Source organism: Cytobacillus oceanisediminis (assembly GCF_004366035.1).
Classification (GTDB): domain Bacteria; phylum Bacillota; class Bacilli; order Bacillales; family Cytobacillaceae; genus Cytobacillus; species Cytobacillus oceanisediminis_C.
On record NZ_SOEE01000001.1, the window covers coordinates 623,987 to 644,148 of the forward strand.

The following is a 20,162-nucleotide window of genomic DNA, read 5'->3' on the forward strand; positions in this document are numbered from 1 at the left end:
CCCGGCGGGGAGAATTTTTTTATTGCCTTAATTTACGCAGAGTATTTCTGTGTAATTTCCGCTGATTTAATGACCTGCTAACCTTATGCAAAGGCTCATGGACGTTCGAGCATCCTATCTAATGCCAATTTAGCAAATGCTGCTGTTTGTTCTTCAACCTGAATTAGATTTTGGCTTTCCCCCTGCTCAATTGCTTCAAGGCACCAAACAAGGTGCGGTAAATCGATTCGGTTCATGGTCAGGCAAGGACACATATGAGGGTTAAGTGAGATGATTTTTTTATCTGAATGCTGGGTGATAATCCTTTTAACCAAATTCATCTCTGTACCGATCGCCCATGAAGACCCAGGTTCTGAATGTTCTATTGCATCTATTATATAATTGGTCGACCCGGCCATATCGGAAAGTTCCACAACTTCCCTTCTGCATTCCGGATGGACAATGATCTTCATTGCCGGATATTGTTCCCGAACTTCTTTGACATTTTCAACAGTAAAGTTTTCATGAACTGAACAATGGCCTTTCCAAAGAATTACTTTAATTTCCTCAAGCGGCCCTTCATATTCCAGCTGATCCGTAACGGGGTTCCATACAGCCATTTCCTCAAGCCCAATTCCGAGGTTAAAAGCCGTGTTTCTTCCAAGATGCTGGTCAGGCAGAAATACAATTCTCGGCTTCTGCTCAAACGCCCAGCTCACCATTTTTTCAGCATTCGAAGAAGTAACTGTTGCTCCCCCATGGCGGCCTACAAAAGCCTTGATGGCCGCAGTAGAGTTTACGTATGTTAAAGGAAGCATTGTATCGCCAAACATATTCTGCAGCTTCGTCCAGGCTCTTTCTGTTTGGCTGATATCAGCCATATCGGCCATAGAGCAGCCTGCGCGCATATCAGGCAATAGCACCTTTTGACTAGAATCTGTTAATATATCTGCCGTTTCAGCCATAAAGTGAACTCCGCAAAACACAATATATTCTGCCTCTGCATTTTCCTGTGAAAGCTGGGCAAGCTTTAGTGAATCACCAGTAGCGTCCGCAAACTGGATGACCTCATCCTTCTGATAATGATGACCCGGAATGAACAGCTTATTCCCAAGCTTATCTTTTATTTCTCTTGCTCGATCCTCCAGTTCCTTTACAGTCATCATTCGATATTTTTCCGGAAGAATATTTGTTTGTTTTTCTGCTGTCTGAAAAATATTCATTTCCTCCATACCCCTTTGCCAATTATGCATATATTTTTTTTAGGACTTTATATCTTTTAACGCCATAACTGTCTAGCTCCACATGGAACGCTTCGACAGCATATTTATCGTACGAAATAAAAGCGTTAGCTTTTAGGAGGAGCGCCTACCCCCTCGGGTGTCTGGGGCAGGCAAGGCGCTTCCGCTTTTCTTATTCAACAGTAACCTTCACACTTATATCAAGTGATTTCACGGAATGAGTAAGAAAACCCAATGAAATAAAATCAACCCCTGTATTGCTGTAAGCTGACAGGTTATCCAACGTGATTCCGCCGGATGCTTCTGTCAGGATCCCCTTCGGCACGCTGCTGATCCACTCATTAATCTCTTCAGGGCTCCTGTTGTCAAACATGATTACATCTGCACCTGCCTCAACTGCTTCAAGGACCTGTTCTTTTGTTTCCGTTTCGACTTCAACTTTTACGATATGCCCAATTTTTGACCGCACTTCTTCCACAGCTTTCGAAATTGAGCCTGCAAAAGAAATATGGTTGTCTTTAATCATGACTGCATCATAGAGGCCATATCGATGGTTAAATCCCCCTCCGCATCTGACTGCATATTTTTCAAGCATTCTAAGGCCAGGTGTAGTTTTTCTTGTATCGCAGATTTTCGTATGTGAACTATTTAATACCCGGACAGCTTCACTTGTTTTTGTTGCAATCCCGCTCATTCTTTGGAGCAGATTTAAGATCACTCTTTCTCCTTTTAATAAATCGGATACAGGCCCTGTAGCTTCAGCAAGGACTTGACCTTTCTCTATCCATTCTCCATCCTTTACGTTTAAATTGACTTCAGCCGCTGAATTCAGCACCTTGTATCCTGACCTGATTATTTCTTCTCCGCAAAAAATGCCATTGTCTTTTGCCAGAAAAACAACCTTTCCTGTCTGATCCTCTCCAAAAATAAGTCCGCTTGTCAGGTCGCGGTCACCGATATCCTCGAGAAAAAACTGTTCAAGTTGCAATCGCAGCTTTAATTTGTTCATTTTTACCATCCTTTTCAGATTTTCGGGATTGAATAATCCTTTTGCCAAGCCATTCAGGGCTTTCCAAAGGATGATCCTGCCGGAAATGACCACCCCGGCTCTCTGTTCTCTTTAATGCAGAATCTGTTATCAGATAAGCTGCGATAAGCATGAAAGCCCGTGTTACTTCCTCTATTGAAAGATCATCAAGTTCTGCTTTAATCCATTCTTCAATTTTGCAGCCTTTAAGCCAGGCAAGCTGATCTAAAAGCCCTTCTTTTGTTTTAATAATCCCTGCATTTTTCATCATTCTCATTTTAATTTCTTGAATTGAAGGCAAACTTTCTTTGATTAGACATCTGAATTCTGTATCGGGAAATGTCAGTCCTTTAGCAGGTTTACTTGACGGCTGCTCATTAAGCCACTCCGCAAGCCTTTTGCCCAAAAATAAACCTTCCAGCAGAGAATTGCTTGCAAGCCGGTTAGCGCCATGTACGCCTGTGCATGCAGCTTCACCAATTGCATACAGGCCAGGAATGCTGGTGCGGCCCAATAAATCTGTTTTAATTCCTCCCATTAAGAAGTGGCTTCCGGGTGAAACCGGAATTTTCCCAATGCTAATATCTACTCCGTTTTGTTCACAGATTTTTGTTATCGCAGGAAATCTGGATTTAAAGTTCTCAATTGAGGAGATATCCAGGAATACGGCTTTCCCATCCTCTAAAGAATGAAAAATTGCCTGTGACACAACATGTCTGGGCGCTAAATCTCCCTGTGGATGAAGTCCTGCCATTACTGGTCTTCCTTCTTCTGTAATGAGCCGGCCGCCCTCTCCCCTGACAGCTTCCGAGATTAGCCCCAATGCTTTACCGTCTTTATAGAGAAGTGTGGGATGAAATTGGATGAACTCCATATCCGCTATCTCCGCACCTGCTCTGTACGCTATGGCAATCCCATCTCCTGTTACGGTATCGGCATTGGATGTATATTCATATAGCTGGCCGCAGCCCCCTGTCGCAAGCACAACATGAGATGAAAAGAATCGATGAATTACACCATTGGAATCTTTTCCTTTTACCCCTATACAACTGCCGTCGGTTTCATTTATCAGCAATTCAAACACAAGAACATTTTCCATGATTCGAACGTTTAGATTTTTCTTTGACAGCATAAAATCAATGACTGTTTTTCCAGTGCAATCCCCGCCTCCATGAACAATTCTGTTTTCTGAATGAGCCCCTTCCATGCCTAATGCAATTGTTCCTTCAGAATTTATATCAAACAGGCATCCCTCTTGATTAAGCTCTTTTATCAAAGAGGGTGCTTCACTTGTCAGGGACAGCACTGCATCAGAATCATTATGAAACCTTCCTGCTTCGAGTGTATCCATGTAGTGCTTGGATGGGTGATCATTTACTCCAAGGGCAGCCGCAATGCCGCCCTGCGCCATATATGAGTTTCCATTTTTTATAGTTGACTTTGTGAGAATAATCACATTCAAGTCCTGTCGCAGCTTCTTAGCCAACTGCAAAGCGGCTACCCCGCTTCCAATAATCAAAACGTCGGCATTCATTATTTTTTACCTCCTGTTTTTACAGGTGTCTTGACACCTATATTTACACAGATTTAGAATTATGACAAGAGGTTTTCGTAGTTTAAGAGGAACTTCTGGCATTTCGAAGGCGCTATTTTTAAGAGAGAGCAGGTGAGAACATGAAATATTTCGATTATGCAGCATCATGTCCGCTAGATCCGGAAGCGGCAGATGCCTATATAAAAGCCTCAACTGAATACTTTGGCAACTCCCGCAGCCTTCATGATACCGGGAGCGCAGCAGAAGGGCTTCTTGAAAACTGCCGGAGAGAATTAGCCATACTTTTGGGAGTTGAGAGTGAAGGAATCTACTTTACCAGCGGAGGTACAGAAAGCAATTTACTCGCTATATTAGCCTTGCTGTCTGCCTCTGAAAAATCAGGAAAACATATTATAGCGGGAATGGCTGAACATTCCTCTATTCATAGTGTCCTAGAGAAATTAAGCCTTGATAAAGGGTATGAAATTACAGAAATCCCTTTTGGAGCGGATGGCCGTATTGACTTAAAAAAATTAAGTTCGTCCATCAGGGATGATACCGTCTTAATTGCCATACAGCATGGCAATCCTGAAATCGGCACATTGCAGCCTGTCCTTGAGATCAGCCAGCTATGCAGGCAAAGACAGATATTTTTGCATAGTGATTGTGTCCATACTTTTGGAAAATCAGATTTAAAAGAAGTCGCCCGCTTTGTTGATAGCCTGTCCTTTTCTGCCCATAAATTTTACGGTCCAAAAGGGGTGGGAGGGGTTTACCTCAAACCCGGCAGGCGGTGGAGCTCCTTCTTACCAGGCGTATCACATGAAAAAGGTTTCAGGCCAGGCACCGTGAACCTTCCGGGAATTGCCGGAATGACAGTAGCTGCACAGAAAGCTTATGTCAATTTAAACAGACATAACAGCCATTTCCAAACTCTGCGTGAAGCACTGCTGAAGGAGCTTGAGTCTTTACAGGAGAAATTTGTATTATACGATTTTTCAGGCTCTTACCAGCTTCCTTCTACATTGGGACTTCGGCTAAAAGGGGTGGAAGGGCAATATATCATGCTTGAATGCAACAGACATGGATATGCCGTATCTACAGGAAGCGCATGCAGCACAGGCATGAAAACTGTTTCTAAAACGATGGTGGCCCTGGGAGTTACAGAAAAAAAAGGCAAGGAATTTTTCCGGATTTCATTCGGGTGGAACACTGATGTTGAGGACGCAAAGTCACTGGGGGAAAAGCTGGCAGAAATAGCCCGGGAACTAGGACCTCTCTAATCTTTTATATTTTGCCGTTTCTTATGTTAGAATGAGACATTATCGGATTATAAGGGTGAGGAAAAATGAAGGAACAAAAAAAGGTGCTCGGAGAGGAGCGAAGGACCTTTCTGCTTCAGCTTCTTAAAGAAAGCGGACAGCCCATTACAGGAGGCGACCTTGCAGCAAAAACAAATGTAAGCAGACAAGTAATTGTTGGGGATATCACCCTTCTAAAGGCAAGAAAAGAGCCAATCATTGCCACGAGCCAAGGTTATATGTATCTTCACCAGGCTTCCCCTGCATCTTCAGCTGAGCGGGTTATTGCCTGCCATCATGACCCCGCGAGGACTGAAGAAGAATTGAATCTGCTTGTCGATCATGGGGTTACAGTAAAAGATGTAAGAATTGAACATCCTGTTTATGGTGACTTAACTGCCTCGGTTATGGTATCAACCCGTCAGGAAGTCAAGCAATTCATGGATAAAATTAAAGCCACAAAAGCTTCCTTCTTATCAGAACTGACAGATGGCATTCATCTTCATACTCTTTCTGCAGCCTCAGAACGGAAACTCGATGAAGCTGAGAAATTATTAAAGGGAGCAGGATTTCTTATTGACCAGGAATAGAGATAATCCTTATTATTTTCAAATAAGAAAAGGATCCGGATATTATGCCGGATCCTTTTCTTTTGCTTAATCCTGAAGAACTTTTGTATTTTTATTGCGAAGCTGAAAGTATGGATAGCTTCCCAAAATCTTAACGCTGCAGCCCAGTGCCTCCAATTCGGCAACTGCCCCAGGGATAAGGACATCATCCTGCTTCATATCCACGTCAATGATAAAGAAGTAATTTCCCAATCCTGTTTTCATCGGCCTTGATTCAATCTTAGTCAAATTGAGATTCCTCCAGGCAAATGCCGAAAGCACTTGATGAAGTGCCCCTGACCTATCAGCCGGCAGCGTCACCATAACAGTCGTCTTGTTCCCGGAAAACTCTTTGCGGTCTTCATTAATTGACAGCTCTTTACTGGATAATACTATGAACTTTGTATGGTTAAAATCAAAATCATGGATATCCTCTTTAACGATCGCCAGTCCATACACTTCTGCCGCTAATTCATTAGCGATGGCGCCTGCACGCAAGTCTGGATTTTCTTTAACATATTGAGCTGCTGCAGCAGTTGAAGTAGTGCTTTCGCAAGGGATTCCTTTCAGCTCTTTATGCAGAAATTTATGGCATTGTGCAATGGCATGGGAATGGCTATAGACTGCTTCAGTTTTATCCCATTCCTTAACATGATCAGGATGGACCATAAAATGCTGGCGAATCGGGGCTGTCAGTTCGCCGATTATTGGAAAATCCACTTCATGGATTAAATAATCCAATGTAATATTTACTGATCCTTCCAATGCGTTTTCAAGAGGAACTACCGCCAGTTCTATTTCATTTTCATTTAATGCATCAAAACAGGCAGGTATCGTTGGGTAGGCAACGGCTGTCTCATTCGGAAATAAACTCCTTGCAGCAATATCTGTAAAGGTGGCCTTCGGGCCCAAAAATCCTATCTTCACGGTAATTACCTCCTTATTCGTCAGACTTATCTTAAATCACTGAAAATTCTCTTTATACTTTACCACTTTAACATATGTATGTAAATTACAAAATAAAAAATTAAAAAAGGGCAGGGCACAGAGCGCATTTTCTCACGCACCCGTCCCCAGCACCTCTACCTTTTCTACAAACTCCAATTTTCGAAGCCTTGCCAAGAGCTCCTCAATCTCGATGCCCATTTCAGTTACATTCAGGGAAAGCGTGACATTTGCCCTTCCCTGGAGTGGAATGGTCTGGTGTATTGTTAGGACATTGCACCCCGATGTAGCCACAACGCCCAATAAATGTGATAAAGTCCCCGATCTGTCTTCCAAATGAAAGAATAAAGTGATCAGCCGTTCTTTGACAACAGTATGGAAAGGAAACACAGTGTCTCTATATTTATAAAAAGCACTTCTGCTCAAATCGACTTTTTGGACAGCATCCCAAACCGATTCGGCTTTTCCCCTTTCGATCATTTCCTTCGCATCCAATGTTTTCTTCATTGCTTCAGGCAAAACATCTTCGCGAACCAAATAAAATTTCTTATCGAATCTATCTTTTCTCATTTCTCCACCCCGTCAATCGAGAAGGTTAGTCAATAAACTCGAATTCATAATCAAGCAGCTTAACGGTATCACCGTCTTTTGCTCCTTTTTCACGAAGAGCATCATCTACACCCATTCCGCGCAGCTGTCTTGCAAACCTGCGGACAGATTCATCTCTTGAGAAATCAGTCATCTTAAAGAGTTTCTCAATAGCATCGCCAGATACGATGAACACTCCTGCAGGATCTCTCGTAATGACAAATTCCGTCTGGTCAGCCTCATGCTTATAAAGAACTCGGTGCACACCTGTGTCTTCTTCTTCTTCATGTGCCAGCGGGAATTCAGGTGTTTCTTCAAGCTTATCTGCAACAGCAAATAATAAATCCCTTAACCCTTGTCTTGTTAAAGCGGATATTGGAAATATCGGATACTCTTCTTCAAGCTGTTCTTTGAATTTTTTAAGATTTTCATCTGCATCAGGCATGTCCATTTTATTAGCCACAATGACTTGAGGCCTTTCAGTTAAACGAAGGTTATACTCTTTTAATTCTTTATTGATGGTTAGATAGTCTTCAAATGGATCCCTGCCCTCAACAGCAGCCATATCGATAACATGCACAATAACTCTTGTTCTCTCGATATGCCGTAAAAATTGATGACCTAGGCCTACTCCCGAATGGGCACCTTCAATTAATCCAGGCAAGTCTGCCATTACAAAGCTGCGGGCGTCTTCAGTCTCAACCATTCCCAGATTGGGAACAATCGTCGTAAAGTGGTATTCCGCAATCTTCGGTCTTGCTGATGATACAACCGACAGGAGCGTGGATTTACCGACGCTCGGAAAACCGACTAAACCAACATCAGCTAAAAGCTTAAGCTCCAGCACAACATCTCTTTCCTGGCCCGGTTCGCCATGTTCGGACAATTCCGGAGCAGGATTTGCCGGTGTCGCAAAACGGGTATTCCCTCTGCCTCCGCGGCCCCCGCGGGCTATGACAGCTCTTTGTCCGTGCTCCGTCAAGTCTGCGATTACTTCCCCTGACTCGGCATCTGATACAACTGTTCCCGGCGGGACTTTAACAATCATGTCTTTTGCATTTCTTCCATGCTGATTTTTAGACATGCCATGCTCACCGCGGGGAGCTTTAAAATGGCGCTGATAACGGAAATCCATTAACGTGCGCAATCCCTCATTCACTTCAAAAACAACATTGGCGCCCTTACCGCCATCTCCGCCGGCTGGGCCTCCATTCGGCACATATTTTTCACGGCGGAAAGCAACCATTCCGTTGCCCCCGTCCCCGCCTTTAACATAAACTTTGACCTGATCGACAAACATATATTATTCCTCCCGTCTGCAGTATGTCCCAATTGTCTGGCATTCAGCCAAATACCGGCACTGACTGGATCCACTCTTACATTTAAGAAATGCCCCAGCCTGCAGAGTTTCACACTTAGTATTGCTTTCTGCGGCGGAAATCACTCTTTGTCATTCGCAATGAATGGCATAAATAACTCCAGTGCAAGCTCCTCTTCAGCTAACTCCTGAACAGCAGCCGTTATGTCATCGTTCTTCTTTTTGAAGAACTGATCCAATTTATCGATATCTGTTAGTATTCCGCTAAAATCAAAAAAGAAACGAGCCCCTTCTTTTTCATGCCTGATGGATACAGATAAATGATTATCATGGTAAGGCCTTACTGATGAGTCCAAAATGGCAAAAAAAGAGCCTGTCCACTCAGAAAGGACAAAGTCATCCAATCTGCCGGAAATGGTATCATCGAGCACCTCATATTCAAGCTGAAAGTAGTGGTTCTCCCAATTATAAGTCAATAAAAGCGAAGCAAACCCAGGCAGGTTTAAATTAGAAAGTCTTGCTTCCTGCTGTGCTTCCACCACGATTTCATCTATGATTTCCTTAGCCCTGTCTACCTTGTTAAGGGAAAGGTTGCCTTTAATTAATTGTATTTTGTTCAGCCAGTCATGCCGGGCATGACGCAGCACTTCAATCATATTCCAGTCTTTTTCCATATATGCACTCCTGTATGGTTATTAGGCTGTCAGAAGACTGTGCTTGCTGTAAGTATATCAAAAAACATAAGTACAGTAAGCAAATTTATGTTAAATAAGAAAATATTGCTTATGCGAAGAAGAGCTGCTGTCTTCTGTAGCTATAAATTCATTAGATAAAATGTGAAGTGCACTGACGGATTTTTGCCAAAAAAAGAAAACCCTAACCTTGTGGGCTAGGGTTTTCTCGAAAAGGCTTACGCCTCTTGAGCTGCAGGATATACGCTCACTTGCTTGCGGTCACGTCCAAGACGCTCGAACTTAACAACACCGTCAACTTTCGCGAATAGTGTGTCATCGCCGCCTTTACCCACGTTTACACCTGGGTAGATCTTAGTACCGCGCTGACGGTATAGGATTGAGCCGCCAGTTACGAATTGTCCGTCTGCACGCTTAGCGCCAAGACGCTTAGAGATTGAGTCACGGCCGTTCTTTGTAGAACCTACTCCCTTTTTAGAAGCGAACAACTGAAGATCTAATTTTAATAGCATTTATTCCACCTCCTGCTTTTTGAAGGTAATCTTTATATACTTTCCGTAGTCTTCTTCAATCGTCTTCAATGAAACAACCATGCCTTCAAGAAGAAGCTGCACTTTCTCATTCATGTCATCCTGTAGATCAGGAAGGACACATCGGAGAAAGCCATCTCCGTGGCTGATTTCTGGTGTCACGCCGGTTAGGGCATGGACAGCATTAATGGCACCAATGGAAACGGCAGATACGCCTGCACAGACGATATCCTTGCCTCTGTTTGCAAAGAATGCATGACCGCTTATTTCAAACGAATGAATATTTCCGGAATCTTTACGAATAATCGTAACTTCAATCATCTGAATCGCCTGATTAAGCGTTGATTTTTTCAATCACAACTTTAGTGTAAGGCTGACGATGACCTTGCTTCTTACGATAGTTTTTCTTTGCTTTGTACTTGAATACAGTGATTTTCTTTTGACGGCCTTGTTTTTCAACTTTAGCTGTAACAGTAGCACCTTCAACTACAGGGCTTCCTACTTTTACGCTGTCTCCGCCAACGAAAAGAACTTTTTCAAAAGTAACTGTTTCGCCTGCTTCAGCGTTAAGCTTTTCGATGTAGATAGCTTGACCCTCTTCTACACGTAATTGCTTACCGCCAGTTTCGATAATCGCGTACATGAACTGCACCTCCTCTTAGACTAAGACTCGCCATCCCAGGCGCCGACACGAAAAGCGGGCTTATGTACCTGTTCTGTGCGGTTGTAGCACGGGTGCGCTACAAACATAACATAAAAATCCTATCATATAATGATTAATCATGTCAATAAGAATTATATGATTCTCTTTGTTTGCACCTAAGTGACTTTATTGCGTGCCTACACAATTATAATGCTAATGGGGTTATTAGGGAAGTGGGAAATACTGCACTAAAAAAGCAGGCGGAGTGGTTAACCCTGCCTGCTTTGATCTAACCTAGCTCATTTGCACTGCCAAACTTACTAATTTCATAAAACGGCTTGCGATTTTCCTTATAGGAAAACACGATTTTTAAGCCAATGCTATCTTCGATTCTCTTTTTATGGGCATCATTTTCCCCTGAGAATACCGCTGCTGTGTCTGGGGTGGTTTCGATTATGACAGCTTCATGGTCATTGCCGCGATGTTCCCACAATTCCCTTTCCAGTCTGAAGGCAATGGTTTCAGCACTCAGCACTCTTCCGGTGCCTTCACATACTTGACACCTTTCGGTAAGTGATTCTGAAATGGCTGGTTTTGTTTTTTTTCGGGTCATCTGGAGGATTCCAAGCGGGGTGAATCCAACGAGATTAGTGCGTCTTTCATCTTTTTTCAGCGCATTTTCCATGGTGGAGAGAATATGCTTCCGGTCAGATGCTTCTTTCATGTCGATAAAATCGATTAGGATCATGCCGCCTATATCGCGGAGCCTGATCTGTCTTGCAGCTTCTTCGGCCGCCTGCTCGTTCGTTTTTAACACTGTATCCCTGCGGTCCTGCTTACCAGCGAACTTTCCGGTATTTACATCGATGACTGTTAAAGCTTCGGTCTCATCAAAAATAAGATATGCGCCAGTTTCAAGCCATACAATCCGTTTCAGCGCTTTATCAATTTCTGCTTCAACATTAAAAGCGGAGAAGATATTTTCCTTGCCAGTGTGCATCCGAATTGGCAGGCTGGTGTGTTTCTGGAGCACACTCTTCAGTGCTAAGTCGTCCACTGCAATTTCTCCGTCAGACATTTTCTTCGCTTCTTCCTTAATTTCATCAATAAAAGAATCCGCTTCGTAAACTTTTCCCGGTTTTTTCTTTGCTTCTGCTGCCAGTAAAAGGTCCCTGTACTCCAGCCTTAGCCTTTCAAGTTCATCTATGAGTTCAATTTCTTTCTTGTTATCACAGGATGTTCTAAAAATCAGCCCTTCATTTTCTTCTTTAGCACGATAGCCAAATTGGCGCCAGCTTTCTCTTGCTTCGCTATCCTCAATTTTCTTGGATACAGCAACATAACGGCCATTTGGCATATATATCAGCGAATCTCCTGAAAACTCAATCACACCTGACAATCTCGGTCCTTTAGTTCCGGCAGCGTCCTTTTCAACTTGAACAAGTATTCTTTCTCCCTGATGGACAAAAGAAGAGATGCTCCGTTTTTCCTTTACTTGCGATTCTTCGGCAGAACAAACATAGGCTGCCAGTTTGTCCCGGTGAATAAATCCGCTTTGATCTTCCCCAATCTCTACAAAAGCTGCATTCAATCCAGGCATTACTTTTGCAACGGTGCCCAAGTAAATGTCCCCTACTGATGAACGCTGCTTCGGCTGATCGATAAATAGCTTCTCGACCCTCTTATCTTTTAAATGCGCAAATCGGCGCTCTCTTGATGCATAATTTACAACTAACATGTCCAAAACTATTTCCTCACTTTAAAACATTATATATTCATGTTAATAAAAATACGCTCTTCAGTAAACATAAAGCAAATCTCCAATTTTAGCAGTCAGCACTTTTTCTGCAAAGCACGCATGCAGCAATTCATTTTCATCTAAAGCACCCTTCTCTTTCCCGTCTTTTTCAACTATGATTGGGTGTTTGCATCCTCGCTGAAATCTTTCCAGAACGTCAATAACCAGTTCTTCCTCTCTTACAACGATTGGTTTTAATGTTCGGAAGTCACTGTGCTTCCCATAGTATCTTTCGAGGAGAAAACGGATAAATATGAATCGGCTCTGCTTCCATTCATGATATAGCGAAAACACCAAAAAAGCGAGGACTACCCATATATTCAGGTTTACTGGAGAGGTCAGCAAAGTTAATATTATGAAACTGATTAGACCCGCAGCCGAAATGAAAAGTGTTTTTCTGTGCGCTTCCGGAAATGCCTGATTAAGAGAAAGCCATAAAAAAACAAGCTTTCCTCCATCCAATGGCCAGACAGGGAGCAGATTAAAAATCAGTATCATTAAATTGAACTGAATAAATAAGTGAAAAATATCTGCAGATACAAAAGAGAGCTCATAAAATAACAGCGCCGCCCCCATCATCCAAATATGCTGAAGCGGCCCTGCTATAATGACTACGATCTCCTCCTTCAGAGGCCGGTTTCCGTGTTCATCCATTTCCGCTACACCGCCAAATGGCAAGAGGGCAATCTTTTTTATTCTCCAGGAAAAAAGGGATGCTGCAGCTGCATGGCCCATTTCATGAACGAAGATAATCAGGAGCAGCATACATAATTCCATAAAATGAGCAGTCGCGACAGATAGTCCGATAATGGCCCATAACAAAGGATGAATATGAATATATTTAATTAATCCTGTTATTTTATTCAAATGGAATCACCTGGATCGGATCTATAAAATCATCATCTTTTTTAATCGCAAAATAAAAAGACCCTTTTTCTCCATCACCAGTGTCACCTGCAATGCCTATACCGGTTCCTTTTTCAACGTATTGATATAAATTCACATTAATTTCAGCCAAATTGCCATACCAGGACTCACTTTTATCACCATGCTGTATAATAACCGTATTTCCGAAACCATCTTTCTTTCCAGCAAACCGCACAAGCCCTTCACTCATTGCTTCAATGGATGCTTCTTTACCTGTTTCGATTGTTATTCTCTGGCCATTATCATTAAAGTCTTCCAGGATTTTTGCAGAAGCAGGCAATGCATACTCACTGTTTTCATCAAGATTCTTCTCATCCTTTTTGCCATCTGAAAATGGGAGCAGAGCCAGTGGTTTTCCGAATTGTTCTTCATACCAGCCGGAAACTGCGGCAAATTGAAAATCCTTCTCCATGGCTGCCTTTACAAAATCTCTTGCAGGATCAAATGTTGCAGCCTGGTTTTTAAAAAGAATAGCTGCGAATAAAAAAATACAGGCAGAAGCAAGCAATTTGAATAGAAATAGTTCCTTTCGAAATAAGGGGTGATTGCCCTCTTCGAGTTTGCTCTCGTATGAAGGCAGCTTACTAAACCCATACCGCTCTTCATCTTCTGTCCAAAGAACAGTTGAATCTCTCTTTTTTGAGAATCTTTCTTTCTCCTTTTTTCTCCGCTCGATTCTCTTGCGTATTTCATCCGCTCTTGAATTCATAATATCCCCACCATTTCTATATAGCTCTATTTGTACAAGTTTATGAGTTGTCCAAATAGAGTATGACTTGAAGTGGGTGTCTGAGATAAAAAAATAAACCGGAGAAGGCTCCCCGGCTAGTTCAATAAATTTAAATTATTTAACACCAAAAAATTTTTTCAGCTTTGAGAATACACCTTTATTCTCTTCTTCAAGTGGCTGAAGCGGAACAGCTTCACCAAGTATGCGGCGGGCGATATTACGGTAAGCAACAGAAGCTTTGCTGTTAGGGTTTAATGCAATAGGCTCACCATGATTGGATGCCTTGATCACTTCATCATCATCTGCGACAATTCCAATTAAATCAATCGACAAATGTGCGGTAATTTCATCGACATCGAGCATGTCGCCATTTTTCATCATATGGCTTCTAATTCTATTTATTATCAGTTTTGGAGCTTCTACATTTTCCTCTTTTTCAAGCAAGCCGATAATCCGGTCAGCATCACGTACGGCTGAAACTTCCGGAGTGGTAACAACAATTGCTTTATCTGCACCAGCGACAGCATTTTTGTACCCCTGCTCAATTCCGGCAGGGCAGTCTATGACAATGTAGTCATAATCCTGCTTTAATTCATCGACCAGCTTTTTCATCTGCTCTGGTGTAACAGCCGTCTTATCACTTGTTTGAGCAGCAGGAAGCAAATACAGCAAATCATCAAACCGCTTGTCTTTAACCACAGCCTGATGCATTTTGCACCGGCCTTCGACTACATCGACCAGATCATAAATAATGCGGTTTTCCAGTCCCATCACCACATCAAGATTTCGAAGGCCAATGTCTGTATCCACCAGGCACACTCTTTTTCCCTGAAGGGCCAGAGCAGTACCTACATTTGCGGAAGTAGTCGTTTTTCCGACTCCGCCTTTTCCGGACGTAATGACAATCGCTTCTCCCATCCTAGCTTCCCCCTTGCAATCTAGTTATATTAGGTCTTAGATGCATTAATACTTGTAATCTATCTACAGTTATTTGATCATTTTCATCTATGTAAGCACATTCCATTTCTCTTTTTTCGTCATCTTGATCTTTGTCTGGAGCCCGATTAATACAATTGCTGATCCTTAATTGGGATGGTTTCATAAGCGAAGCAGCAATCACGGCTTCCTTATTCCCATGGCATCCGGCATGGGCTATGCCTTTTAGCGCCCCCATTATAAAGATGTTTCCTCCTGCCATGACAGTGCCCCCGGGATTTACATCTCCGATAAGAAGCAGATCTCCCGTTACTTCGAGAACCTGACCGGATCGAATCACCTTCGCAACAGATACAATTTCATTTTCTTCCTTCTGTTTTTCAGCTTCTTCTTTGGTAATGACATTGGAGCTTATGGACTCAACGATCAGGTTCTTCTTTTGCCTTATTAACTCCTTCAATTCTTCCTGCTGCTCTTCTGTGAGATAACGGTTGCCGACTTGTACCCTCACTGAAAGAAGCCGGTCTTCAACAGATCTGGAGTTTTCTGAAAGCTTTCTATCAAGTTCTTTCTTCAGTTCTCCATATGAACAGGAATCATCGAGATGCAATGTCAGACCATCTTTCGTCCCTTTTATTGTAACGTTTTGGTTTTTTTTCATTTCAAGATGTTCACCTCAATGATAAGAAACACATAAGTGCTGGCGGCACTCTATTATAAAGCAGTCCATTCACTGCTATTTTTCAACCGCAGGGCCATTCTTTTAAAAACAAATTATGCCAATTATCCCTATCCAATTAGACCATAAAGGTAGAATTCGACAGAAACCTTCTAAATTCCTTTTTTACTAAAAATTATTCATTTAAAAGAAACCGGATTAATCCGGTTTCTTTTTAAATGAACTATGAAATTATATCACTTTAAACGATTAGTCATTTAAGCTATCTGCAAATTTTTCAGAAAGTCTTTTAAATGGATAAACAGCTAAAATAATGAAAATGGCATTTAATATCAGAGTTGGCACGAGGCGTGAAGATAGAAAAGCTGCAAAAACCATATCAGTATGATGAATTAATAAGTTCATCTGGTAGACACCTGCCTCAAGGAGGGTGATGCCTAAAAGCACAATAATGGAAGCCATAGCCATATTCGTCTGAAGAATTTTCATTAGTTTAGTTGTAATAAAAACAATGACTGGAAATAGAAACAGGTATATGCCGATAATTTCCACATACACAATATCAAAAAGCAAGCCGAATAATAAACCGTAAAGAATTCCGTACTTCTTTGAGCCAAAAATGGTCAAAAAAAGCAAGCCGGCCAGCAGGAAACGGGGAACTGCTATTTTTCCGCTGCCTAACAAATCATGCGGAGTTATTTGAACAAATATGCTTTCACCGATAAATAAGGCCAGGAGTATGAGAGGAAGAAGGAATCTTCTCACAGTTCCTCCTCCTTCTCATCAACCATTTCCATTAGCTCAGGCTGTAAAGCACCTCTTTTGACAACCATTACATGTCCAATATCGTAGAAATCTGCCCCCGGCTTAACATAGGCGGTTTGAGTGAGACCAAATTCATCAGGAACAACATCTACAACCTTCCCAATTAGTAAACTTTTAGGGAATACACCACCTAATCCTGATGTAATTACATTTTGATCTTTTTTAATCTTAGCATCATATGGAATCCTCTTAAGCAGAAGGAGACCTTTTTCCTTATCATAGCCTTCGATTAGGCCATATTCACTTTTCTCAGCCTGTATCTCTGCAGAGATGCGATTTGTAGGATCCATTGAACTAAGAAGCTGAACTGTTGAAGTAAAGGTATTGCTGCTTTTCACTTTGCCGATTAGGCCTTTAGATGTAATAACAGCCATGTTCGGTTCAATGCCAGCATTTTTCCCCTTATTAATGATAAGCAATTCATGCCATCTGTCAGGATTTCTTCCTATAACAGTTGCCTGCTTTGGCTCAAATTCACTTAAAGAGTCTTTCTTATCCAGAATCTCACGAAGTTCTGTATTATCCTTTTTCAGCCGCTGAACCTCAGACTCAAGGCGTGCAAGCTCATCCAGCCTTGTCTTTAGCTCTTTATTTTCTTTGTATGTATTTTGCAAGTCTTCGACATTTTCAAAGAATCCTGCCACATAATTTACAGGGCTGGAAACAGCATTTTGTATAAACCCGGTAGTATCTTTTAAAAATTGTTCAGGCCAGGTCAAATTTTCTCTATCTTTTAAAGAAAATCCAATCAATGCCACGAGAATAATAATGCTGACAAGCAAAATAATCAGGCGTTTGTTCAAAAAGAACTGTGGCATCCGTTACACCTCGATTAGTATTTTTTCAGAAAAGATTGCGCCATTCAGGCACTGCTCAACAAAATATAACATATATCTGTAAAATTATCATTTTACTAAGAAAAAGCGGAAGCGCCTTGCCCACCCCTGACAGGCATAAGACGAGCCAGCCACACAGAAAGGCGATCTTTGCCTTTTTGGGAGGATTAGCTTGTGACCTCGAGGGGGAGGCGCTGCAGCTAGACAGTTCTCGAAGTTCAAAATTTTATGCTTTCTTATTTTATAACCAAATTTGAGCCCATGCACTTTTTAAGAAGTGAATGGGCTTTATCATTTTCTTATTCAGGCTTCTATTTATCTGGATTCTTTCGCCTTCGTTTTGAATAAATCGATGTGGTCAAGAGCTTTTCCAGTACCAATTGCGACACAGTCCAATGGGTTTTCCGCTATAAGAACAGGCATTTTTGTTTCTTCGCTGATCACCTTGTCGAGGTTGCGAAGAAGCGCCCCCCCTCCAGTCAGGACAATGCCTCGGTCCATAATATCGGCTGCCAGTTCAGGAGGAGTTTTTTCAAGTGTATTTTTTACTGCATCCACAATCGCATATACAGTATCATTCAATGCTTTTGAAATTTCTTCAGCAGTAATTTCAATAGTTTTTGGCAGGCCAGTCAGCAGATCGCGTCCGCGGATTTCCATATTTTCAACGCCTTCAGGATCTCCAGCAGAGCCAACCTCTACTTTAATGGTTTCTGCTGTACGGTCACCAATCATTAAGTTGTAGGTTTTGCGGATATAATTGATGATCGCGTCATCCATTTCATCACCGGCAATGCGGATGGATTGGCTCGTAACAATTCCGCCCAAGGAAATGATGGCTACTTCGGTAGTTCCTCCCCCGATATCAACCACCATGCTTCCTGTCGGTTCCCAAACAGGGAGATTCGCCCCGATTGCAGCGGCAAACGGCTCTTCGATGGTATAAGCATCGCGTGCCCCTGCCTGGCGGGTTGCATCGACAACAGCACGTTCCTCAACAGCTGTAATGCCGGATGGCACACAAACCATTACATATGGCTTGCCTGAAAAGAAGCCCTTATTTTTATTGGCTTGTTTAATATAATATTTCATCATGACCGCGGTTGTTTCATAATCCGCAATTACGCCATCCTTCATTGGACGGAGCGCGACAATATTGCCAGGTGTACGGCCGATCATATTTTTCGCATCATTACCGACAGCTACAATATTTTTAGTATCTGTCTGCAGTGCTACTACTGACGGCTCTCTGACAACAATTCCTTTTCCTTTAACATAGACAAGTGTATTAGCTGTTCCTAAATCTATTCCAAGGTCTCTAGTACCGATTCCAAACATAAATGGTATCTCCCTTTCTGATACAAATTGCTCATTTTCCTAAGTAAGGTATTCTAATGGAATTTTCTTTAATTTTTCTAGTACAATGAGCCTCCAAAATGCAAGGCATCTCAAAAATCATAACCAATATTATAGCGCAACGTCAAATAAAAACATAGTGTTATAAATACCCTTTTTCCTTTAAACTGACAAATTTATTTTCACCGATGATAAGATGGTCCAGCACATCAATGCCGATTATTTTTCCGGACTCTGCAAGTCTCTTGGTTACTTCAATATCTTCCCGGCTTGGAGTCGGATCACCGCTCGGATGATTATGAATGCAGATAACCGACGCAGCTGACCTGCGAAAGGCCTCTTTAAAGACCTCTCTCGGATGGACAATTGAAGCATTCAGGCTTCCAATAAAGATGGTCTGCTTATGAAGCACCTGATTTTTTGTATTTAAATAAAGGCATACAAAATGTTCCTGAGACAGGAATCGCATATCATGCATGACATAATTTGCTCCATCCTCAGGAGAACGGATAGTATATCTGTCGTCATATGTGAGATTGGAAATCCTCCGGCCGATTTCAACTGCTGCCAGCAGCTGAATTGCCTTTGCCGATCCTATTCCTTTAATGGCCGTTATTTCATCCAAGGATGCATCTTTTAATAGCCGGAGTCCTTCAAAATGGGTTAGAAGCCTGTTCGCTAATTGGAGGACAGATTCATCTTTCGTGCCTGTTCTGAGTAATATCGCTATCAGCTCGTGATTGGATAAGCTTTGCGGACCATTTAGGACAAATCGCTCACGAGGGCGTTCATCTTGAGGGAAATCTTTAATCAATAGAGTATCCGTTTGCATATTTTCCTCCCTAAACTCTGGGGCGAGGGAGCCGAGGATGAAAAAAAGTATATTAAGGAAGCGAATATCCTGCTTTCCTTAGTTCACGAACCGTTCTGGAGACAGGAAGGCCGACAACAGAGAAATAATCTCCATTTATGCTTTTTACAAGCATGCTGCCCATACCTTGTATCCCATATGCTCCTGCCTTGTCAAATGGTTCACCGGTGCCGATATAAGAGTTAATTTCTTCATCTGTTAACTCCCAGAACACCACATCGGTTTTTTCATAAAATGTATTCACATTTTCAGGCGTTACGATGGATACACCTGTGTAAACAGAATGGGTGGCTCCAGCCAGACTTTTGAGCATAGTAAATGCTTCCTTGCTGCTGCCTGGCTTTCCTAAAACATTGCCGTCTTTAACTACAACTGTATCTGAGCCAATTACATATGAATCAGGGTGCTTATTAAATACAGCCTTTGCCTTTCTATGGGCAAGCTCCTTCACGATCTCTCCTGGTGTCAGCACTGGATCAAAACTTTCATCGACATCACTGCTGGAGACTTCAAATTGCAAATGAAGATTTTCAAGAAGTTCTTTTCGCCGCGGGGAAGAAGAGGCTAAAATGAGGTTTTGCATGTAATCACCTTACCTTTATGTATCATATTGGGAGATACAGATTAATCGTATCAAAAAATTGCCAGACAAACAATTTTTAAGAGGTCATTTATAGATATTTTTATCATAAATTATCGAAAAGTGACAAAAAGAAAGAGTCTGTCTAAATTTCCCGAACAGACTCCATTTAATATGTGATATTTCCCAGAAAATATTCGAATCGGATAAAATTATGG

General features: G+C 42.0%; 22 protein-coding genes and 1 other annotated feature. Of the genes, 2 read left to right on the forward strand and 20 right to left on the reverse strand.

The genetic code is table 11. The features are described 5' to 3' along the window. Positions 1-95 precede the first annotated feature (95 nt). The 3 genes from nadA to nadB all read right to left on the reverse strand — a co-directional run bounded on the left by nadA (position 96) and on the right by nadB (position 3,781). Entirely contained in the window at positions 96-1,202 is a 1,107-nt protein-coding gene (gene nadA / locus DFO72_RS03265) for a quinolinate synthase NadA (protein WP_113882719.1), read from the reverse strand. A gap of 190 nt (positions 1,203-1,392) precedes the next feature. Next, positions 1,393-2,229, reverse strand: coding sequence for a carboxylating nicotinate-nucleotide diphosphorylase (gene nadC / locus DFO72_RS03270; protein WP_113882718.1), 837 nt, complete (start codon positions 2,227-2,229; stop codon positions 1,393-1,395). After that, entirely contained in the window at positions 2,198-3,781 is a 1,584-nt protein-coding gene (nadB, locus tag DFO72_RS03275; RefSeq protein WP_113882717.1) for an L-aspartate oxidase, read from the reverse strand. Before nadB ends, nadC begins: the two co-directional genes overlap by 32 nt. Before the next feature lie 140 nt (positions 3,782-3,921). On the opposite strand from nadB, the gene DFO72_RS03280 reads away from it, so the two are divergent. Next, positions 3,922-5,064, forward strand: coding sequence for an IscS subfamily cysteine desulfurase (locus DFO72_RS03280; RefSeq protein WP_113882716.1), 1,143 nt, complete (start codon positions 3,922-3,924; stop codon positions 5,062-5,064). Positions 5,065-5,129: 65 nt separating this feature from the next. Beyond that, a complete protein-coding gene (locus tag DFO72_RS03285) occupies positions 5,130-5,672 on the forward strand; it encodes a transcription repressor NadR (RefSeq protein WP_113882715.1) in 543 nt (180 codons plus the stop codon). Between the two features lie 66 nt (positions 5,673-5,738). On the opposite strand, the gene pheA is transcribed toward DFO72_RS03285, so the two are convergent. The 17 genes from pheA to DFO72_RS03370 all read right to left on the reverse strand — a co-directional run bounded on the left by pheA (position 5,739) and on the right by DFO72_RS03370 (position 19,947). Further along, entirely contained in the window at positions 5,739-6,617 is an 879-nt protein-coding gene (pheA, locus tag DFO72_RS03290) for a prephenate dehydratase (RefSeq protein ID WP_113882714.1), read from the reverse strand. Positions 6,618-6,749: 132 nt separating this feature from the next. Continuing rightward, complete coding sequence (locus DFO72_RS03295) at positions 6,750-7,205, reverse strand: ACT domain-containing protein (protein ID WP_113882713.1); 456 nt, start codon at positions 7,203-7,205, stop codon at positions 6,750-6,752. Between the two features lie 25 nt (positions 7,206-7,230). Then, positions 7,231-8,523 (reverse strand): GTPase ObgE, encoded by a 1,293-nt coding sequence (gene obgE / locus DFO72_RS03300; RefSeq protein WP_113882712.1) that lies wholly within the window; start codon positions 8,521-8,523, stop codon positions 7,231-7,233. A gap of 140 nt (positions 8,524-8,663) precedes the next feature. Continuing rightward, a complete protein-coding gene (locus DFO72_RS03305; protein ID WP_113882711.1) occupies positions 8,664-9,215 on the reverse strand; it encodes a sporulation initiation phosphotransferase B in 552 nt (183 codons plus the stop codon). A gap of 236 nt (positions 9,216-9,451) precedes the next feature. Then, a complete protein-coding gene (gene rpmA, locus DFO72_RS03310) occupies positions 9,452-9,745 on the reverse strand; it encodes a 50S ribosomal protein L27 (protein WP_009333115.1) in 294 nt (97 codons plus the stop codon). Beyond that, entirely contained in the window at positions 9,746-10,084 is a 339-nt protein-coding gene (locus tag DFO72_RS03315; protein WP_113882710.1) for a ribosomal-processing cysteine protease Prp, read from the reverse strand. Positions 10,085-10,097: 13 nt separating this feature from the next. Continuing rightward, on the reverse strand, positions 10,098-10,406 hold the full coding sequence (rplU, locus tag DFO72_RS03320) for a 50S ribosomal protein L21 (protein ID WP_035331309.1): 309 nt from the start codon (positions 10,404-10,406) through the stop codon (positions 10,098-10,100). Positions 10,407-10,419: 13 nt separating this feature from the next. Then, positions 10,420-10,499, reverse strand: a sequence feature (ribosomal protein L21 leader region). 196 nt (positions 10,500-10,695) lie between these two features. Next, positions 10,696-12,144, reverse strand: a complete 1,449-nt coding sequence (locus DFO72_RS03325) for an Rne/Rng family ribonuclease (protein WP_113882709.1) — start codon at positions 12,142-12,144, stop codon at positions 10,696-10,698. Positions 12,145-12,204: 60 nt separating this feature from the next. After that, complete coding sequence (locus DFO72_RS03330) at positions 12,205-13,071, reverse strand: M50 family metallopeptidase (RefSeq protein WP_113882708.1); 867 nt, start codon at positions 13,069-13,071, stop codon at positions 12,205-12,207. Then, the gene (locus tag DFO72_RS03335; RefSeq protein WP_113882707.1) at positions 13,064-13,840 is read right to left on the reverse strand and encodes a M23 family metallopeptidase; all 777 of its coding nucleotides are present in this window, start codon (positions 13,838-13,840) and stop codon (positions 13,064-13,066) included. The genes DFO72_RS03330 and DFO72_RS03335 overlap by 8 nt, the downstream gene beginning before the upstream one ends. Positions 13,841-13,975: 135 nt before the next feature. Then, on the reverse strand, positions 13,976-14,779 hold the full coding sequence (gene minD, locus DFO72_RS03340) for a septum site-determining protein MinD (RefSeq protein WP_113882706.1): 804 nt from the start codon (positions 14,777-14,779) through the stop codon (positions 13,976-13,978). A 1-nt stretch (position 14,780) separates the two neighbouring features. Next, positions 14,781-15,458 carry a septum site-determining protein MinC gene (gene minC / locus DFO72_RS03345; protein WP_113882705.1) on the reverse strand — a complete coding sequence of 226 codons (678 nt, stop codon included), beginning with the start codon at positions 15,456-15,458 and terminating at the stop codon, positions 14,781-14,783. A 267-nt stretch (positions 15,459-15,725) separates the two neighbouring features. Then, on the reverse strand, positions 15,726-16,241 hold the full coding sequence (gene mreD, locus DFO72_RS03350; protein WP_113882704.1) for a rod shape-determining protein MreD: 516 nt from the start codon (positions 16,239-16,241) through the stop codon (positions 15,726-15,728). Next, the gene (mreC, locus tag DFO72_RS03355; protein WP_009333128.1) at positions 16,238-17,119 is read right to left on the reverse strand and encodes a rod shape-determining protein MreC; all 882 of its coding nucleotides are present in this window, start codon (positions 17,117-17,119) and stop codon (positions 16,238-16,240) included. The genes mreD and mreC overlap by 4 nt, the downstream gene beginning before the upstream one ends. A 333-nt stretch (positions 17,120-17,452) precedes the next feature. Beyond that, positions 17,453-18,475, reverse strand: a complete 1,023-nt coding sequence (locus DFO72_RS03360) for a rod shape-determining protein (protein ID WP_113882703.1) — start codon at positions 18,473-18,475, stop codon at positions 17,453-17,455. Positions 18,476-18,635: 160 nt separating this feature from the next. Then, complete coding sequence (radC, locus tag DFO72_RS03365) at positions 18,636-19,325, reverse strand: RadC family protein (RefSeq protein WP_113882702.1); 690 nt, start codon at positions 19,323-19,325, stop codon at positions 18,636-18,638. Positions 19,326-19,377: 52 nt separating this feature from the next. Continuing rightward, positions 19,378-19,947 (reverse strand): Maf family protein, encoded by a 570-nt coding sequence (locus tag DFO72_RS03370; protein WP_113882701.1) that lies wholly within the window; start codon positions 19,945-19,947, stop codon positions 19,378-19,380. Between the last annotated feature and the right edge of the window lie 215 nt (positions 19,948-20,162).

Coding starts and splice junctions, on each gene's coding strand:
- nadA (WP_113882719.1), bottom strand. CDS start 1,202: ATGAATATTTTTCAGACAGCAGAAAAACAAACAAATATTCTTCCGGAA.
- nadC (WP_113882718.1), bottom strand. CDS start 2,229: ATGAACAAATTAAAGCTGCGATTGCAACTTGAACAGTTTTTTCTCGAG.
- nadB (WP_113882717.1), bottom strand. CDS start 3,781: ATGAATGCCGACGTTTTGATTATTGGAAGCGGGGTAGCCGCTTTGCAG.
- DFO72_RS03280 (WP_113882716.1), top strand. CDS start 3,922: ATGAAATATTTCGATTATGCAGCATCATGTCCGCTAGATCCGGAAGCG.
- DFO72_RS03285 (WP_113882715.1), top strand. CDS start 5,130: ATGAAGGAACAAAAAAAGGTGCTCGGAGAGGAGCGAAGGACCTTTCTG.
- DFO72_RS03295 (WP_113882713.1), bottom strand. CDS start 7,205: ATGAGAAAAGATAGATTCGATAAGAAATTTTATTTGGTTCGCGAAGAT.
- obgE (WP_113882712.1), bottom strand. CDS start 8,523: ATGTTTGTCGATCAGGTCAAAGTTTATGTTAAAGGCGGGGACGGGGGC.
- DFO72_RS03305 (WP_113882711.1), bottom strand. CDS start 9,215: ATGGAAAAAGACTGGAATATGATTGAAGTGCTGCGTCATGCCCGGCAT.
- rpmA (WP_009333115.1), bottom strand. CDS start 9,745: ATGCTATTAAAATTAGATCTTCAGTTGTTCGCTTCTAAAAAGGGAGTA.
- DFO72_RS03315 (WP_113882710.1), bottom strand. CDS start 10,084: ATGATTGAAGTTACGATTATTCGTAAAGATTCCGGAAATATTCATTCG.
- rplU (WP_035331309.1), bottom strand. CDS start 10,406: ATGTACGCGATTATCGAAACTGGCGGTAAGCAATTACGTGTAGAAGAG.
- DFO72_RS03325 (WP_113882709.1), bottom strand. CDS start 12,144: ATGTTAGTTGTAAATTATGCATCAAGAGAGCGCCGATTTGCGCATTTA.
- DFO72_RS03335 (WP_113882707.1), bottom strand. CDS start 13,840: ATGAATTCAAGAGCGGATGAAATACGCAAGAGAATCGAGCGGAGAAAA.
- minD (WP_113882706.1), bottom strand. CDS start 14,779: ATGGGAGAAGCGATTGTCATTACGTCCGGAAAAGGCGGAGTCGGAAAA.
- minC (WP_113882705.1), bottom strand. CDS start 15,458: ATGAAAAAAAACCAAAACGTTACAATAAAAGGGACGAAAGATGGTCTG.
- mreC (WP_009333128.1), bottom strand. CDS start 17,119: ATGCCACAGTTCTTTTTGAACAAACGCCTGATTATTTTGCTTGTCAGC.
- DFO72_RS03360 (WP_113882703.1), bottom strand. CDS start 18,475: ATGTTTGGAATCGGTACTAGAGACCTTGGAATAGATTTAGGAACAGCT.
- radC (WP_113882702.1), bottom strand. CDS start 19,325: ATGCAAACGGATACTCTATTGATTAAAGATTTCCCTCAAGATGAACGC.
- DFO72_RS03370 (WP_113882701.1), bottom strand. CDS start 19,947: ATGCAAAACCTCATTTTAGCCTCTTCTTCCCCGCGGCGAAAAGAACTT.